The following is a 14,933-nucleotide window of genomic DNA, read 5'->3' as shown; positions in this document are numbered from 1 at the left end:
CGTCAATTTCTTATCCTGATGTTCTAGGATTTATGTGTATTATATAAGTCGTATGTTCTTTTAAACAAGTATGCACTTTTAAGACATATACTATCTAAATGGGTAGTGGTTGTCTCACAAATAAGAATTATAAAATGAGACTTAGTATGACTGGCGCATTCACGTATTGATAAGCTATCTATGTACATACTAAAATCTGGGGTATAAGATGTATCTTCATTTAAGAGACCCGCTTTACTAGACTATAGACTTATAATATAGTTAATACATAATAAAGAATGCGTATATAACTTATTAACTTATACTATCTGGGAGGATAGCGTGGATATGAATAGTAATGACTCAGATACGAATAAAGAGGAGTCCAAGGAACCGTTTTTTGGATACACTTTATCGATTATTAGCGGTAAGTGGAAACTGCTTATTATTTATCATCTATCACAAAACGGTGCTGTTCGTTATAACGAACTCCAACGTCTGTTAGGAAAAATCACTTATAAAACCCTTAGTACTACACTAAAAGAAATGCAAAATGATGGTTTAATTCATCGGGAGGAGTACCCGCAGATCCCTCCAAAAGTGGAATATAGTCTAACTGAAAAGGGACAAACACTTTGGCCGCTCATTCAGGAGATGTGCCAATGGGGAGAACAATATAAAGAAGATTAATGAAAATCGAGCTTTAGGTAGATATTGAAGTGTGCCGGTTAGAATAGATATTGGAAAGCCCTGTGGTTAACCCAATATTCTACTGGGTGGATCAATTTTATTGAAATTGATTAGGGTGCTTTTTGTATGAATCAAAGGTCAAAAAAGACCTAACTAGACGGGCTGTTCACAGCGATCGTCCAGTTAGGTCTTATGTTTACCTAACAGAGAAGGTGCATTCTTTTAATCACTTTTTTAAATGATTAATTAGTTGTTCAGTTTCAGGAAGTCCGCAGTCGAAACTACATTGCAGTACATACCGTTAAGAGCGCCGACAAACGCATAATGAACTTGTTCAGCAGGTACGATTTTATCTTGATATGATAATTCTTTTGTAGCACAAGCATCTTCAATGAGTGTAGTTTCATAGCCTAGATCTACGGCAGCTCTAACTGTTGCATCAATGCACATATGTGTCATCATACCTACAACGACTAGCTTGGTAATTCCTTTTTCTTTTAATTGTTGTTCTAATTCTGTATTTAAGAAGCTGTTAGGGAAATGTTTGATGATGATACTTTCGTGTTCCGATGGTTGAACAGATTCATGAATTTTAACTCCCTCTGTATCCGGTAGAAAGAAGCCTAACCCTGGGTCACCTGCGACATGTTGAACATGAAAAATGTGATCTTTGTTATTTTGTCTGAACCACTCCAGGATTTTAGCTGCATTCGCTGCTGCTTTCTCAGGGTTACTTAATTCCATATTTCCATTTGGAAAATAATCATTTTGGATATCTACAATAATTAAAGCTGTGCTCATTTTTTCCACCTCGTTAATAGTTTAAGTATAATCAATGATAAATAAGTTCATGATTTTTATCGATACTTTGATGAAAAACTTTGATATCTAATAATTTCATGATGAAAGGAAGTTACTATGGAACTTGATAACATCGATGTTCAGATCCTCCGGTTACTATCCGAAAACTCACGTATTCAATGGAAGGACCTAGGAGCGCAAATCCATATGACGGGACAAGCAGTAGGGAATCGCATTAAAAAAATGGAGCAAAGTGGTGTAATTGAAGCCTACTCTCTAATCGTAGATGAAATGAAATTAGGGTTCTCTTATACCGCATTTATCATTATTTATATAAAAACAGCGGATCACGAATCATTTATATCTTTTATTAATGAACAAAAAGAGATAGTAGAAGCTCACCGAGTATCGGGTGAAGGCTGTTACCATGTGAAAATAAAAGTAGATTCTCAAGAGAAATTGAATATTCTTCTGAATAAAATTCTTAATTATGGGAATTACAAAATGTATTTATCTATACAAAACATTAAAAAACATAATCCACTGTCTAGTATGTTACACGTATAAAAAAGATAGGTATAATAACTCGAAGTTACTATACCTATCTTGCTATTGGAACACTAGAATATACTAGCAGTGCCTAGTTATTAACTGCATCTTCTCCAAATGAGTAGGATTCTCCATCATCTGGTACCAACACATTAGACTGGATTCCTTTTTCGTTAATAAAGTTCTTTAATTCTTCTCTGGACAGTCCCCAATGGTTAACTGCTTCTAGATGGCTAACAACGATGGTTGCTTCAGGGGCAGCCTTGTATACTTCATAGATGTCTTCTTTACCCATAATAAGATTGCCAACAGGACCATCACCAGTAAAATGGTTTTCACCGCCATTTAGCAAAATGATTTCTGGTGTATAGGTATCAATGATCTCTTCTACTTTTTCATACCAAACGGTGTCACCAGCTAAATACACAGTTTCTTCTTCTGGATGTTGGAATACAACACCCATCACATTTCCCATGAGTTCTGCTGTTTCTCCATATCCGTGACGACCATCTACTTCCGTAATTTCAACTCCATTAAAGTCGATCGCTACTTCTTCTTCCATAACTTCAATATTCGTAAATCCTAATTCTTTGGCTAATTTAGCATCCTCTTCATCTTGCATAAACATCTTAATGTCTTTAGGGAGTTGATCTTTTGCTGCTTGGTCAAAGTGATCCTCATGTGTATGAGTGATAATGACAGCATCTACCCCTTCAAGAAGTTCATCAACGGACATTGGTAATTCAACGAGTGGATTGCGATCATCTCTTTCGGCAGGAAGGAAAGGATCAAATTCACCTTTTTTTGATAACATTGGATCGACCAAGAACTTTTGACCACCGTATTCTAAAGTAATTGTCGCATTTCGAATTTGCTGAAAATTCAGCTCATACTCTTGTTGTTGTTGTTGTTGTTGAGAAGTGTTTTGCTCCTCTACAGGCTTTGCTTCCTGCGTGGTTCCGCAAGCAGCTAATAATGCACTCATCAATACCGCTGTCATTGTAAGCATAGCTGGCTTTTTAAACTTTTTCATCTTCATAAAACCTCATTTCAAATTGTAAGTAAACTTTATTAATCATTTTTTCATCTACATTCAGAACAGGACACAATGGGGGGGACATGTTCTGAATGTAGTAGATAAGAGGCGAAACTCTCGCTCGTTCCACCTTATAGCCCGCTTATGCTAGTTCTTCTTATATATCTCTCCTTTCTATATGTCTTTTTCACAGGGGACTGAATGTATTATATGGTTGGTATAGTTATACAGACAAGTATGCACTTTCGGGACATATACTATCTATTATGACAGTGTAAGTTACCTTCATAAGCTGAGATATATTAGAAGTTGAATAAAAAATTAAGTTTTGGCTCATCTATTTAGCAAAAATCCACATACGTAAACGTATGTGGATTTTTTTGGAATGTTATGTTGATTTTTATATGGATTAATATCTATACATCTCTGGTGATTATATCGTGCTAAAAATAAGCATTAAAAAAAGAGCAGTTCATCGCTGCTCTTTACTCTTATCTAGTTATGAATTGTCTTTAACGTAAAGGTGGCAGAACACCGCTTGAGAAAATAATAGACAAAACAACGATACTGACAAGGACAGCAGCCCCAACAGTCCAGAACACCAGTTTTTGAATCATGTTTTTGAAAACTCCCTTTTTTACGATATTAATAAATGGCACCATTAGCTATTATACACATCAAATGTTAGATATAAGAAACAAATTTATAATTTTTATTAGATTTTTTTAAAATAGTAGACTTTTTAATGAAAAAAATGAGGAGATGGTTGAATATTTTCACCAAATTAATAAATAAAAAAGAGCGTAAAATCTAAACATCGATAGTTCCCTAACCGACAAAAGAAGAAGAAGACTACTCAGGCAGATATGGGGGGAAATCATGATAAAACAAAGATTGGCAAAAGTAATGGCAGCATTTATGGCACTCGTTCTCGTCATGACGACAACAGGGCTTGTATCCGTAAATGTGGTGTCCGCAGCAGACGCGGAGATCAGCAAACTGGTTTTGTCCACGGATTCACTAAGTTTGGAGATCGGAGACAGCAGTACACTGACAGCAACAGCGGTTAATAGTGATGGTAAATCTAACAATGTAACCATTAGCACAAACTGGACTAGTAATGATAGTTCGGTAGCTTCCGTATATAACGGGACAATTACAGCGAAAGGCGAAGGTACGGCGACCATTGTTGCTGTATACGACGGTAAGTCACAGGCTGTGAATGTAAAAGTAACAAAGAAAGTAAAGGCACTAACGAAGGATAAACAAGCACTTGATCTGCGTATAGGAGAGGAAGCAAGAGTTTCTCTAAGAGCAATTTATACAGATAACACAGAACAGGATGCATCGAGCATCGCCGAGTGGACTTCTTCGGACAACAAAGTAGCCACTGTAGTTAACGGATCCGTGCGTGCTTTATCTGCAGGTACAGCAACTGTTACAGCAAAACTTGGCAAACAAACTGTGACGATTGAGGTTGGCGTCGAAGTTGTCAGACGAATTGAGATGGACCATACGCAGTTATCCCTGCTCTTAAAAGATGGAAAGCAAAAGGACCAACAGAAAGTAGTCCTGACAGCTACGTATCCAGATGGCGAGACAAAGGATGTTACAGCGGACGCCGTATGGTCTTCGAGTAATGAGAAAGTCGCTGATGCGTTTAAAGGAAATATTGTAGCCTACAAGGCAGGTACAGCAACCATTACAGCGGAATACGGTACGAAGACAACCACACTTGAAGTGGATGTAGATAAGACGCGTAAGCTGGTTGCGAGCGAACAAAGCTTTTTCATGAATATAAACGAAACCAAACAAATTGATTTAACGGCTGTTTATCCTGATGATACTGAGGTCAATGTAACTGAAAAAGCGGTATGGACTTCAAGTAATGTAAAGATTGCAGATGTCATTGATGGCAAGGTGTATGCGAATGCTTCTGGATCGGTAACGATTACCGCAAAATACAGCAATCAGACAGTAGAAATTCCAGTGGATGTAGAAGTTGCTCGCCATCTGGATATCGATAAGGAAGAACTTGGACTCAAAGTAGGCGGGACCCACACGTTTAAAGTGATGGCAGCCTTCGCGAACGGTGTAACAGAAGAAGTAACGACCAAGGCAACCTGGACATCAAGCGAGGAAAGCGTTGCTTATGTAGAGAATGGAAATCTGACGGCATATAAGTCAGGGAAGACGACAGTAAAAGCAACCTATGGCGGTAAAACGGTTGAGGCAGCAGTTAGCGTAGACATTCCGACCAAGGTAGCACTGGCAAGCAAAAAAGGGGTAGTTCCTGTAGACGGAACCCTGCAAGCGAATGTAATCGCTACTTACACAGAAGATCGTGAGGAAATCGTAACCGATAAAGCAGAATGGAGCTCAAGCAATGAGAAGATTGCTGAGGTTACATCCGGTGGTTTAATTACAGGAATAAAGACAGGTAAAGCGACCATTACGGCAAAATATCAAGGTAAAACCCTTACCATGGCGGTAGAAGTAGGACTTGCAAGCGGCTTACAGGCTGACGTGCCGATCGTAGCGCTGCTCTCCAAAGAAACGTATCAACTGAAGCTGACCGCATCTGATGAATATGGAAATGAGCAGGATGTAAGCAATGATGCAACCTGGAAATCAAGCAGTGCCCGTATAGCAGATGGGAAGAAAGGCTTAATTACTGCTTACGGCAAGGGCAAGACCAATATTACCGCTGAATATGGTGATCAGAAGGTGACCATTGCAGTAGAAGTGGACGTCATTGAACGCATGGAAATTTCGGAGTCTTCTCTTTCTCTGAAATCAGGCGATACGATAGATCTGACGCTGAATGTAATGCTGAGCGATGGTTCTACACGTGATGTGACAGACGTTGCAGAATGGAAAACGAACAGCTATAAAGTCGCTACCGTGAGCAAGGGGAAAGTGAAAGCAGTAGACTACGGAAAAGCGAAGATTACAGTTAAATATGGCAGCAAGTCAGAAAGTGTACCCGTCGATGTAGATACACTCAAATACTTGCAGACCGATGAAGTGAGCTTGACGCTGAAAAAAGGACAAATCGTAAAGATTACAGCAGAAGCAACTTATGCAGATGGTTCTGAGGCAGACGTATCGAAGCCAGCGATGTGGACTTCTTCGAGGATCACGGTCGCTAGCGTAAAAGACGGTACCATACGGGCAACTGGAAAAGGAAAAGCAACGATTACGGTCAGCTTTGCCGGCAAGAAATCAAAAGTGAGCCTTGTCGTTACGGAGTAAACATCTAACAATATAAAGAGCAGAAGAAGGCCGCTATCCCATTAATGGGGAAGCGGCCCTTTTCTATCTTAGATATCATATCTTTTAGACAATTGTATGAGATAAGACGATTGCTCCATAGGCAAAAGCGATGAGAATAACAAATGCGGGATGAATCTTTGTTTTTGTAAGCATAAAGAGTGCAATCGCTGAAATAAGTAAAGTCTGCCACATATTAATCGTCTCAATCGAGACAATCCCCATCTCCCATGTCAGTAAGAGCATGAGGACAGCAATGACAGGCTGAACAAGCAGTGTCATTCCTTTTACTACGTTGGATGTACGGTATTTATTAAGTAAGCTAAGCAGTAGAATGAGTGCAGTTGCAGAAGGAACGACAGTAGCAATGGTAGCGATGATGAATCCAGGCCAGCTGGCTACTTGGTACCCGACAAACGCAGCAATTTTGGTCGCAATTGGACCAGGAAGAGCATTTGCTACCGCGAGCACATCACCAAATTGTTCATTTGTCATCCAAGCGTAATGATTGACGACTTCTTCCTGCATAAGTGGAATGGATGCAGGACCGCCTCCATAACCAAGCACATTGGCTACGAAAAATCCCCAAAACAGTTCCCACCATGTTTGTAGTTGCTCCACGGTTTATGACACCCCTTTATCGCTTTGTTTGTCCCGTTTGTAGCGCTGCACGAGGTTTAGATGGAACATGCCATAAACCAGGAAGAGCATTACCACAATCCCTGGGTGGATTTGCAGCAACTGAAGCAGGACAAAGGCAAGAACTCCGAACAAGACAGCAAACCCTTTTCCAAGACCTTTCCATGCCTTCAGGGCAAATTCATAAGCCATAATACCAAGCATGACAACGATAACAGGTCTTACCGCTGCGATCATTCCTGCAATATATTTGGAGTCTTTTAAGGTGTACATCACCCCGAGCAGAGCAACTATGGCAATACTCGATGGCAAGATATGAGCAAGCACCGAGACAATAGCACCGGAGATACCTTTTCGCTTATAGCCAAGATACGCTGCCATTTTCGTTGCAATCGGACCAGGCAGGGCGTTGGCAAGTGCGAGGGTTTCTCCAAATTCTTCATCTTCCATCCACTTATAGCGGGTGACTGCTTCATAGCGGATGAGGGGAATAACAGAGGGTCCGCCTCCGTATCCCAAAATACCAGTTCTAATCATTCCGATGGCTAGTTCTTTGTAAGGCTGTAAGTTCATTACTGAGGTCTCCTCCTATAAGCGCATGCCCATGCGGCTCTTGTAGCGTTTGAGCAGCAGCTGGGATTCTACTTTTACAATCCCGGGCATTTTGTATACTTTCTCTAGTAGAAAATGTTCCATCTCTTCCATATCTGCAAAAATACCGTGCATATGTAACGTGCTCGGACCTGTCATGTGATAGAGGCTAGTAACCGCCGGCTCTTGATCAAGCTTCTCTGCCACTTCATCCAAATACTGCGGCTCAATATCTACATTAAAAAAGGCTGATACAGATAAACCCACTTTCACTGGATTAATCACAACCGTAAAGCGTTCGATGACTTCCTTCTCGGACAAAGCATTAATTCGGGCCTGAACGGCAACGCGGGATAAGCCAATTTGCTGACCAAGCTCAGTATAGGATATACGGCTGTTCTGATGCAGGGCTGCTAGTATTTTGCGATCAATCTCATCGAGGTTATGCATGCGGGGGATCTCAGGTGAGAAAACCTGATCTATCCGATCTTTACTCATCATTAGACCACCTTTCATTATTTCGAAACAAACTTTGCGTAATTTATATATCTATATTTATAACTTTTCGTAAGATGAGTCAATCATTTCTGCTCGATTTGTCCATTTATATAATATAATCCTTTCTATTTGTATAGTTGAACATCTGTGAAGCAAATCAGCCCCCCGATCCAATGGACCGAAGAGCTGATGTTTTGGAGTGCAGATATTTGGGAGAATGATTGCTTTAGATCAATTGAGTGATCATTCTTTTTTGTCATAATGAATTTTATCAAAATATGAATCAACAAGTTTATTTCCGCTGCCATAGCGGTCACTAATTATTAAAATTACATAATTTCTTGTTCTACGAATGGAATAACCCTGCAGGCGATCATATTCCTCTGAATCTTGTGTTTCATATTTGCTTACAAGCTCATTGCAATAGGAGCTTAGCGCACTTTGAATCATATCGGCGTTATGTGAGCTAGTTGCTTCGAGTATTGCAAATTCTCTGGTAGTGCCATCTGTGCTAACGAAAACTTTTGCGCTGGAAACATCAGAGAGGGTCACTCCGCTGTAATGTTCCTCAATTCTTTCAATACTGAGTTCCTTCATGTCCTTGTAGTAAACCGATGAAGATAGCAAAAACTCAGAAAACTTATTTATATCAATTTTTGTTTTGGGTTGCATTAGGACATAAAAACTTGTTATGACAATTATGGCAGCCACTAAGATAAAAACATTTTTTTTAGATACCGTTTTAATGGAGATCTCCTCCTCTATATAAGCAGTATGTAAAGTAAATAAAAAGAACCAACAAGCCTCCAGTTAAATCTGACACGGGACTGACTTTGTTGGTTCTTATGTTTATCGCACGGATATTACTCTTTAGTAAAAATGATGGTAATGCTTGTTCCTTCTCCAGGAGTAGATGTGATGGTCAGCGTGCCGCCAACACTTCTTGCTCTTTCTTCCATACTAAAAAGGCCGACACCAGCTTCACTGCCGGCTGCTCCAACGGTAAAGCCTTCTCCATTATCACTGATCGTGACGAGCAGTTTCGCTTCACGATCATCAATCGTGACTTTCGCTTCCTCTGCATCGGCATGTTTGGCGATGTTGGTCAGGGCTTCTTGAATGATCCGATAGATTGCCAGCTCCAGGTTATGAGGTAATCTGCGACGTAAGTGACACTCAAAGCAGACATCAATACCATAATAACCTATGAACTTCTCAATATAGGTACGGATCGCAGGAACGATACCAAGATCGTCTAATACCGAAGGACGAAGCTGCCAAGCTAGACCTCTTACTTCCTCGATAATCGCAGTCACCTGTTCGCGCAGAGGTTGTAAGTCAGACTTATCAACCGACTCATTTGAAGTAAGCTGATCCAGTTGAATTACAAGAGAGTAGAGGCTTTGCCCAATTCCATCATGAAGCTCTCTAGAGAAACGTTTTCGCTCCTCTTCTTGAATCCGAATGACCTTGGTCATCATCGATTGCAGCTCAGCTTCTGTCTGCTTCAGCCTCGTTACTTCGTTACGAATCGCCAAATACTTTTTAGGTTTCCCATGTTCATCCATCAGCGGCACAATCGTGGTATTAACCCAGTAGAATTCCCCGTCCTTGGTTGTATTACGGATTTCCCCTTGCCATACCCCTCCTTCACGGATCGTCGTCCAGAGCTCCTTCATAAAGGCAGTATCGTGGTATCCTGAATTGATAATACGATGATCCTGTCCGAGCAGTTCCTCTCTTGAGTACTTGGATATTTCGCAAAATTTATCATTTACGTACTGAATTTTCCCCTTTGTATCTGTCATAGCGACAATCGAGGATTCATCTAGAGCAATCTTAAGATCGGTCAGTTCCTGGAGTGCACTTTTCACTTCATCCTTCACCGTATCATTCTCGATGTGGTGCTCTACTTCATTTATTAGTTTATCAATAGAATAGTTCTGAAAAGGAGATGTAAAGCTTTGTGTATCAGTCATAAGTCATGAGCCCCTTCTTCATTGCAAGTTTGACGAGCTCAGGCCTGCTCTTTAGACCGAGTTTATCCATAAGATTACTCTTATGGGATTCAACCGTCTTGACGCTGATAATAAGTTGCTCTGCAATTTCCTTATTAGAATACCCTTTGGCAATCCAAGCCATAATTTCTTTTTCGCGATCAGATAGTGTTTCATAAGGACCATCCGATTCTCCCCGGCGGATCATATCAGAGTATTCCTTCATTAACTTCTTTGTTGCACTTGGATATAAATAGGCAGTCCCATCTGCCACAGAGCGAATGGCTGCAATGAGCTCCTCATGAGGAGCACTTTTGAGTATGTAACCGGAAGCACCTGCGTGAATGGCTCGGAATAAATACTCCTCATCATCATGCATGGTTAGAATCAATACGCCGACATGAGGCATCTTTTGTTTAAGTTCAGCGGTTGCAGTAAGTCCATCCTTGCCAGGAGGCATACTGAAATCCATGAGTACAACATCCGGGTTTAACTCTTCTGCTTTGGCTATCGCTTCGTCTCCGTCTGCTGCATCTCCAATGACTTCAATATCATTCTTTCCTTGCAGCAAAGCAGATAGTCCTGATCGTACGACAATGTGGTCGTCAGCAATTACGATACGAATCAAAATGGTTTCCTCCCTTTCCTTCAAGGTCCGGTGTGATGTAGTTAACATTTTACTACAGTTAGAATAGGGCTGCACCCGATCTTTATGAAAAAAGAGAACTAAGCAATGTTTTTTTTACATAAATAGTTCACCATGTCAGATTACATTCAGTATGTTTGTCATAGAAGTGGAGAGTTGATCGGCTTCTCGCTCTACCACCTGGATCTCACTTGGATGAAAGGGGCGAGAGTGGTTTCTTAGACCGGTAATCAGAATCCCAACAGGGGTTTGATCCTGCAAGAGTGGAACAGAAATAATGCTGGTAAGCCGCTCTGCAAGTAAGAGGGGACAGGTATGAAACAGCAGAGATGCAGGTTCTGAATTCATACTTGAGATAAAACTGCGGCCTGACTTAAAGACAGGGGCTGCAATACCTTCATTTGTTTTAAAAGCGAGTTTTGATGTGCGCTTACTGCGGCTTCCCATCTGAAAGATGACATGCAGCTTTCCGTCTGTTTTCGAGAGGAGCAAGATGGCGGTAAAGTCAGCATGTAGACTATGTTGCAGCTGCTCTACAATATACTCTTCTGCAGGGGATAAGCATTGCATCATCATCACATCCTTTGGTTAGATTTATGAACCTAAGATTACTCGTTTCCGAGAAACAGGCTGTGAAATATGTCACTAGAACCTAGCCAAATTAGAAAGTTAGGGGAATTTTAGCACTTTTATCAGGTGTTTCCCTGATCCGTAATATGGGGGGATTAAGTACAATAGAGATATTAGAAGAGCGAGGGGCGATTTAAGATGACATTAGTATTAGCCAGAAGAGGACGTGAGGTAGAGGTGACCATGTGCGGAGGGAATGAGACTAGCCAAGGGGAAGCTGAACTGAAAAAAGGTCTCCAAGGTTTGATGCAGCTTAAATCGATCAATGTCGGAGATCGACTGTTTTACGAAGGTGATGAGGTAGAGGCGCTGTACTACATGAAGTCGGGCCGGGTGAAGCTGACAAAGACGAATGAGGACGGAAAAGAAATTATTCTTTCGTTTATGCAGGCAGATGATCTGGTAGGTGAATTCGGAGGAATCGAAGGCGAATTCCACGGATTTGAAGCAGAGGTAGTAGAAGCAGGTATAGTGGGTGTCATCATGGTTCGGAATCTGGAGGTCTACCTCAGCCAAAACGGAGAGATGGCCCTCGAATTTATCCGCTTGATGGGAACTGCACAGCGTATACTCCAGTATAAACTGCGCGATCTTTTGATGAATGGTAAAGCGGGCGCGCTCGCTTCGGTACTCGTAAGAGCATGTAATAGCTACGGAAAAATGACACCCGAAGGAATTCTGATTACGAAAAAATTAAATCATGCAGATATAGCAGAGCTTATCGGAGCAACGAGAGAGAACGTAACGAAGACACTTAGCGGCTGGAAAGAGCAGGGGATCGTAGAAGTATCGCAGGGACGGATTCTTGTTCGTGAAATAAGCGAGCTGCATCAGATATGCGGCTGCCAGGCAGGGAATCTTTGCTCGCCAAAAATTTGCCGGATGTAAATTAGCGAATCATAACGCAACTAAAAAAGACACCAGCTGGTGTCTTTTTCTATGTTTTTATTCTAGAACGAGGATTAGCTCCTCTACAATAGAAGGGAATTATTTATTTGAGACCAGCTTACTGGAAGGATAAGTATAGGACAACTTACGTACAATTTCTTTTTGCCATTTTTCATCGCCAATGGACACTGCCAGATTGAGAAGGTCCAAGTAATCGTCAAGTTTCAAATCCGTTTTGGTTGCCGATATGTTCATTCTATCCTTAAGTCCCCTTTATAATAAAATGTGCAGGTTATCTACGGTAGATAACTCACAATAATGATAATCATTATCAATAATTTCATTATGCATGGTTTCCCTTGGAAATGCAAACATTAATCAGTATTTTTCTTTACTTTTTTAGGAAGAAGTAAATAAGTAATGATGAGAAAGGGAATGTAGATCCCTAAAAAGGCAGCAGGAATAAGCAGCATCGGGTCTAGCAGGATATGATGGACCTGAGTAGTAAATGTAGTTCCGCTCGCATTGGTATGATAAACAGCAAGCAGAAGTGAAATACCTGCAAGATAAATGCAGAATAACGCGATAAAGTGCAGCAGGCGCTGCAACGGTTTATATAGTAACGAAAGTCCGCTCAGTACAAAGGGAAATAGAATAAAGCCAGCAATCATAAATGTGTTCACGTGACTAAGTCCTCCTTTTTGTTAGAAGTATGGACAGATTCATGGAGACGCATACTAATTGGCTTCCCTAGGGGCTATTCAATCCATTTCTCATAGAGTTTCGTATACTCTCCACTTTCTTTTAATTCTTTTAACATTTCATTCACGGTATCCACCATCTTTTGGTCGCCTTTATGAATGGCTATGCTGTAAGACTCGTTTGTAAAAAGCCCGCCAACCATTTCATAATTAGCATCCTCGCGCATCATTCCAAGCAGAATAGAATTATCTGCGGTGAGTACATCTCCTTCTTCAGACTGAAGAGCAGTAAATGCTTTTTGATAATCATCATATTCGGCAACTTTTGCTTCAGGAGCCTTATCCTTTATGCTCTTCACGGAAGTAGAGCCTTTGACAGCGATCACCGTAGTATTGGAGGACAAAGAGTCTAACCCCGTAATCGGACTGCCCTTTGGTACGAGGAGTGATTGACCCGCATAGAAGTAGACATCGCTAAAATCGACTTCCTTTTTACGATCTTCTGTAACCGACATTGCCGCAATGATGACATCAATTTGTTCATCCTTTAACAGGGGGATCTGAGTGCTGGAAGTAACCTCTTTTAATTCTACTTTTGTTTCATCCCCTAGAATCTTTTTAGCGAGTTCTCTTGCGATGTCGATATCGAGACCTTCTACCTTGCCTGATTTAGAATTTTTTAGTCCGAACAGGCGTGTATCGAATCGAACCCCGGCAATTACTTTTCCGCGTTCTTTAATGACAGAAACCGTGTCATATACTTCTGCTGGATCAATGGTCTCATCAGATAAATCCGAGTTATTGCATCCTGAGAGAAGTATGGTAAAAGAAAGCAGGAACATGAACAGCAATGGTGCTGTTATTTTGTTCTTTACTATGATATTCAGCTCCTTATGATTATGCTGGACACTTCGAAAATAAGCTGGCTCAGGAACCAGCGAAATCATTCTTTTTGTTTGAAAAGGCACAGAATCCAAATAGGAATTATATAGTAAATACAACTAAGATCATACAATACCTCTTGGGATCAGAGCAATGTTTATGTCAAGTATAATCAAACCTAGTTGGAGGCTCCCTTTCATTTATAAGAGAGAATTATCCGGGGTAAGTTATGAAAGAATCTGAATAGGGTAATTTGTAAAGAGTATACATGTATAGCCAGAAAGAAGGGGAATGAATGATTAAGATTGTACTGGTCCGCCATGGTCAAAGTGTATGGAATTTGGAGAATCGCTTTACAGGATGGACTGATGTCGATTTATCGGAGGCTGGGCTTGAAGAGGCAAGGCAGGCAGGACTCATTCTGAAGCAAAATGGGTATGTATTTGATGAAGCATATACATCTTATCTCAAGCGCGCCATTCGTACATTAGGAATCATTCTTCACGAAATGGATATGATGTGGATTCCTGTCTATAAGACATGGAAACTGAACGAACGGCATTATGGAGCTTTACAAGGACTTAATAAAGCAGAAACAGCTGCAAAGTATGGAGAGAAGCAGGTCTTATCTTGGCGTCGATCTATTGATGTGCGTCCTCCTGAGCTTTCCCTTGATGATCCTAGATACGAAGCTGCTCTTCCGCAGTATCAAGCGATGAAGGAAGGAGAATATCCGCGCACCGAAAATTTACTTGATACCGAGAAGCGGGTGCTGGATTACTGGCAGGAACGGATTGCGCCTAGTCTAAGCTCGGGCAAGCATATTATTATTGCAGCTCATGGAAATACACTGCGTTCTTTAATTCAGCATTTGGATAACCTAGAAGGCGATGGCCTAATCAATTTAAATATTCCAACGGGAATACCGCTGGTTTATGAACTGGATGAAGAGCTAAAGCCCATTCGTCACTACTATCTGGGTATGGAAGGGCCGCTCCCAGCAGGTACCATTCCAAAACATATAAGTAAAGAAAGTACAACGAAAGGACCTCCTGCATAATTTAGGGGGTCTTTTTAAAAGTGGACAAGGTAGAGTGAACCATATAAAATGGAGCTTATCTTATTTTTATTCA

17 protein-coding genes are annotated in these 14,933 nt (G+C 40.8%); 5 read left to right on the top strand and 12 right to left on the bottom strand.

The features are described 5' to 3' along the window. Positions 1-327: 327 nt before the first annotated feature. Positions 328-669, top strand: a complete 342-nt coding sequence (locus KJS58_RS13950; RefSeq protein WP_213533136.1) for a winged helix-turn-helix transcriptional regulator — start codon at positions 328-330, stop codon at positions 667-669. Positions 670-915: 246 nt separating this feature from the next. Here KJS58_RS13950 and KJS58_RS13945 read toward each other — a convergent pair whose 3' ends face one another. Further along, entirely contained in the window at positions 916-1,470 is a 555-nt protein-coding gene (locus KJS58_RS13945) for a cysteine hydrolase family protein (RefSeq protein WP_213533134.1), read from the bottom strand. A gap of 117 nt (positions 1,471-1,587) precedes the next feature. Here KJS58_RS13945 and KJS58_RS13940 point away from each other — a divergent pair, with 117 nt between their 5' ends. Further along, positions 1,588-2,037 carry an Lrp/AsnC family transcriptional regulator gene (locus tag KJS58_RS13940; protein ID WP_213533132.1) on the top strand — a complete coding sequence of 150 codons (450 nt, stop codon included), beginning with the start codon at positions 1,588-1,590 and terminating at the stop codon, positions 2,035-2,037. 73 nt (positions 2,038-2,110) lie between these two features. Here KJS58_RS13940 and KJS58_RS13935 read toward each other — a convergent pair whose 3' ends face one another. Further along, positions 2,111-2,905: an MBL fold metallo-hydrolase gene (locus KJS58_RS13935; RefSeq protein ID WP_213533235.1), complete on the bottom strand. Its 795-nt coding sequence runs from the start codon at positions 2,903-2,905 to the stop codon at positions 2,111-2,113. A 1,029-nt stretch (positions 2,906-3,934) separates the two neighbouring features. Between KJS58_RS13935 and KJS58_RS13930 the strand changes: the two genes are divergently transcribed. After that, entirely contained in the window at positions 3,935-6,310 is a 2,376-nt protein-coding gene (locus KJS58_RS13930) for an Ig-like domain-containing protein (RefSeq protein WP_213533130.1), read from the top strand. An 84-nt stretch (positions 6,311-6,394) separates the two neighbouring features. On the opposite strand, the gene chrA is transcribed toward KJS58_RS13930, so the two are convergent. The 7 genes from chrA to KJS58_RS13895 all read right to left on the bottom strand — a co-directional run bounded on the left by chrA (position 6,395) and on the right by KJS58_RS13895 (position 11,269). Beyond that, entirely contained in the window at positions 6,395-6,949 is a 555-nt protein-coding gene (gene chrA / locus KJS58_RS13925) for a chromate efflux transporter ChrA (RefSeq protein ID WP_249717294.1), read from the bottom strand. A 3-nt stretch (positions 6,950-6,952) separates the two neighbouring features. Further along, positions 6,953-7,540 (bottom strand): chromate efflux transporter ChrB, encoded by a 588-nt coding sequence (gene chrB, locus KJS58_RS13920; protein WP_213533128.1) that lies wholly within the window; start codon positions 7,538-7,540, stop codon positions 6,953-6,955. A 15-nt stretch (positions 7,541-7,555) separates the two neighbouring features. Continuing rightward, positions 7,556-8,056: a chromate efflux transcriptional regulator ChrS gene (gene chrS, locus KJS58_RS13915; protein ID WP_213533126.1), complete on the bottom strand. Its 501-nt coding sequence runs from the start codon at positions 8,054-8,056 to the stop codon at positions 7,556-7,558. A gap of 243 nt (positions 8,057-8,299) precedes the next feature. Next, the gene (locus KJS58_RS13910) at positions 8,300-8,728 is read right to left on the bottom strand and encodes a DUF4358 domain-containing protein (protein WP_213533124.1); all 429 of its coding nucleotides are present in this window, start codon (positions 8,726-8,728) and stop codon (positions 8,300-8,302) included. A 191-nt stretch (positions 8,729-8,919) separates the two neighbouring features. Continuing rightward, on the bottom strand, positions 8,920-10,035 hold the full coding sequence (locus KJS58_RS13905) for a PAS domain-containing sensor histidine kinase (RefSeq protein WP_213533122.1): 1,116 nt from the start codon (positions 10,033-10,035) through the stop codon (positions 8,920-8,922). After that, positions 10,028-10,681, bottom strand: coding sequence for a response regulator transcription factor (locus KJS58_RS13900; protein ID WP_283771281.1), 654 nt, complete (start codon positions 10,679-10,681; stop codon positions 10,028-10,030). The genes KJS58_RS13905 and KJS58_RS13900 overlap by 8 nt, the downstream gene beginning before the upstream one ends. A gap of 135 nt (positions 10,682-10,816) precedes the next feature. Next, positions 10,817-11,269: a GAF domain-containing protein gene (locus KJS58_RS13895; RefSeq protein WP_213533120.1), complete on the bottom strand. Its 453-nt coding sequence runs from the start codon at positions 11,267-11,269 to the stop codon at positions 10,817-10,819. A 198-nt stretch (positions 11,270-11,467) separates the two neighbouring features. Here KJS58_RS13895 and KJS58_RS13890 point away from each other — a divergent pair, with 198 nt between their 5' ends. Further along, a complete protein-coding gene (locus tag KJS58_RS13890; RefSeq protein WP_213533119.1) occupies positions 11,468-12,217 on the top strand; it encodes a Crp/Fnr family transcriptional regulator in 750 nt (249 codons plus the stop codon). A 99-nt stretch (positions 12,218-12,316) separates the two neighbouring features. Here the strand turns inward: KJS58_RS13890 and KJS58_RS13885 are convergent, their stop codons facing one another. From KJS58_RS13885 to KJS58_RS13875, 3 genes are all read right to left on the bottom strand, one after another. Then, positions 12,317-12,472, bottom strand: coding sequence for a hypothetical protein (locus KJS58_RS13885; RefSeq protein WP_201450736.1), 156 nt, complete (start codon positions 12,470-12,472; stop codon positions 12,317-12,319). Between the two features lie 119 nt (positions 12,473-12,591). Continuing rightward, positions 12,592-12,900 (bottom strand): hypothetical protein, encoded by a 309-nt coding sequence (locus tag KJS58_RS13880; RefSeq protein ID WP_213533117.1) that lies wholly within the window; start codon positions 12,898-12,900, stop codon positions 12,592-12,594. 74 nt (positions 12,901-12,974) lie between these two features. After that, complete coding sequence (locus KJS58_RS13875; RefSeq protein ID WP_249717319.1) at positions 12,975-13,760, bottom strand: transporter substrate-binding domain-containing protein; 786 nt, start codon at positions 13,758-13,760, stop codon at positions 12,975-12,977. 335 nt (positions 13,761-14,095) lie between these two features. On the opposite strand from KJS58_RS13875, the gene gpmA reads away from it, so the two are divergent. Further along, positions 14,096-14,860 (top strand): 2,3-diphosphoglycerate-dependent phosphoglycerate mutase, encoded by a 765-nt coding sequence (gene gpmA / locus KJS58_RS13870; RefSeq protein WP_213533115.1) that lies wholly within the window; start codon positions 14,096-14,098, stop codon positions 14,858-14,860. Positions 14,861-14,933: the final 73 nt, after the last annotated feature.

Origin of the sequence: Paenibacillus sp. J45TS6, assembly GCF_018403285.1 — a bacterium.
In the GTDB taxonomy this organism is placed as follows: domain Bacteria; phylum Bacillota; class Bacilli; order Paenibacillales; family Paenibacillaceae; genus Paenibacillus.
This window is presented reverse-complemented; position numbering and strand designations above follow the sequence as displayed.

Bases quoted from the DNA above. Each gene is read 5' to 3' on its own strand.
- KJS58_RS13930 (WP_213533130.1), top strand. From the start codon at position 3,935: ATGATAAAACAAAGATTGGCAAAAGTAATGGCAGCATTTATGGCACTC.
- KJS58_RS13905 (WP_213533122.1), bottom strand. From the start codon at position 10,035: ATGACTGATACACAAAGCTTTACATCTCCTTTTCAGAACTATTCTATT.
- chrB (WP_213533128.1), bottom strand. From the start codon at position 7,540: ATGAACTTACAGCCTTACAAAGAACTAGCCATCGGAATGATTAGAACT.
- gpmA (WP_213533115.1), top strand. From the start codon at position 14,096: ATGATTAAGATTGTACTGGTCCGCCATGGTCAAAGTGTATGGAATTTG.
- KJS58_RS13895 (WP_213533120.1), bottom strand. From the start codon at position 11,269: ATGCAATGCTTATCCCCTGCAGAAGAGTATATTGTAGAGCAGCTGCAA.
- KJS58_RS13940 (WP_213533132.1), top strand. From the start codon at position 1,588: ATGGAACTTGATAACATCGATGTTCAGATCCTCCGGTTACTATCCGAA.
- KJS58_RS13875 (WP_249717319.1), bottom strand. From the start codon at position 13,760: ATGTTCCTGCTTTCTTTTACCATACTTCTCTCAGGATGCAATAACTCG.
- KJS58_RS13890 (WP_213533119.1), top strand. From the start codon at position 11,468: ATGACATTAGTATTAGCCAGAAGAGGACGTGAGGTAGAGGTGACCATG.
- KJS58_RS13950 (WP_213533136.1), top strand. From the start codon at position 328: ATGAATAGTAATGACTCAGATACGAATAAAGAGGAGTCCAAGGAACCG.
- chrS (WP_213533126.1), bottom strand. From the start codon at position 8,056: ATGAGTAAAGATCGGATAGATCAGGTTTTCTCACCTGAGATCCCCCGC.
- KJS58_RS13910 (WP_213533124.1), bottom strand. From the start codon at position 8,728: ATGCAACCCAAAACAAAAATTGATATAAATAAGTTTTCTGAGTTTTTG.
- KJS58_RS13945 (WP_213533134.1), bottom strand. From the start codon at position 1,470: ATGAGCACAGCTTTAATTATTGTAGATATCCAAAATGATTATTTTCCA.
- KJS58_RS13885 (WP_201450736.1), bottom strand. From the start codon at position 12,472: ATGAACATATCGGCAACCAAAACGGATTTGAAACTTGACGATTACTTG.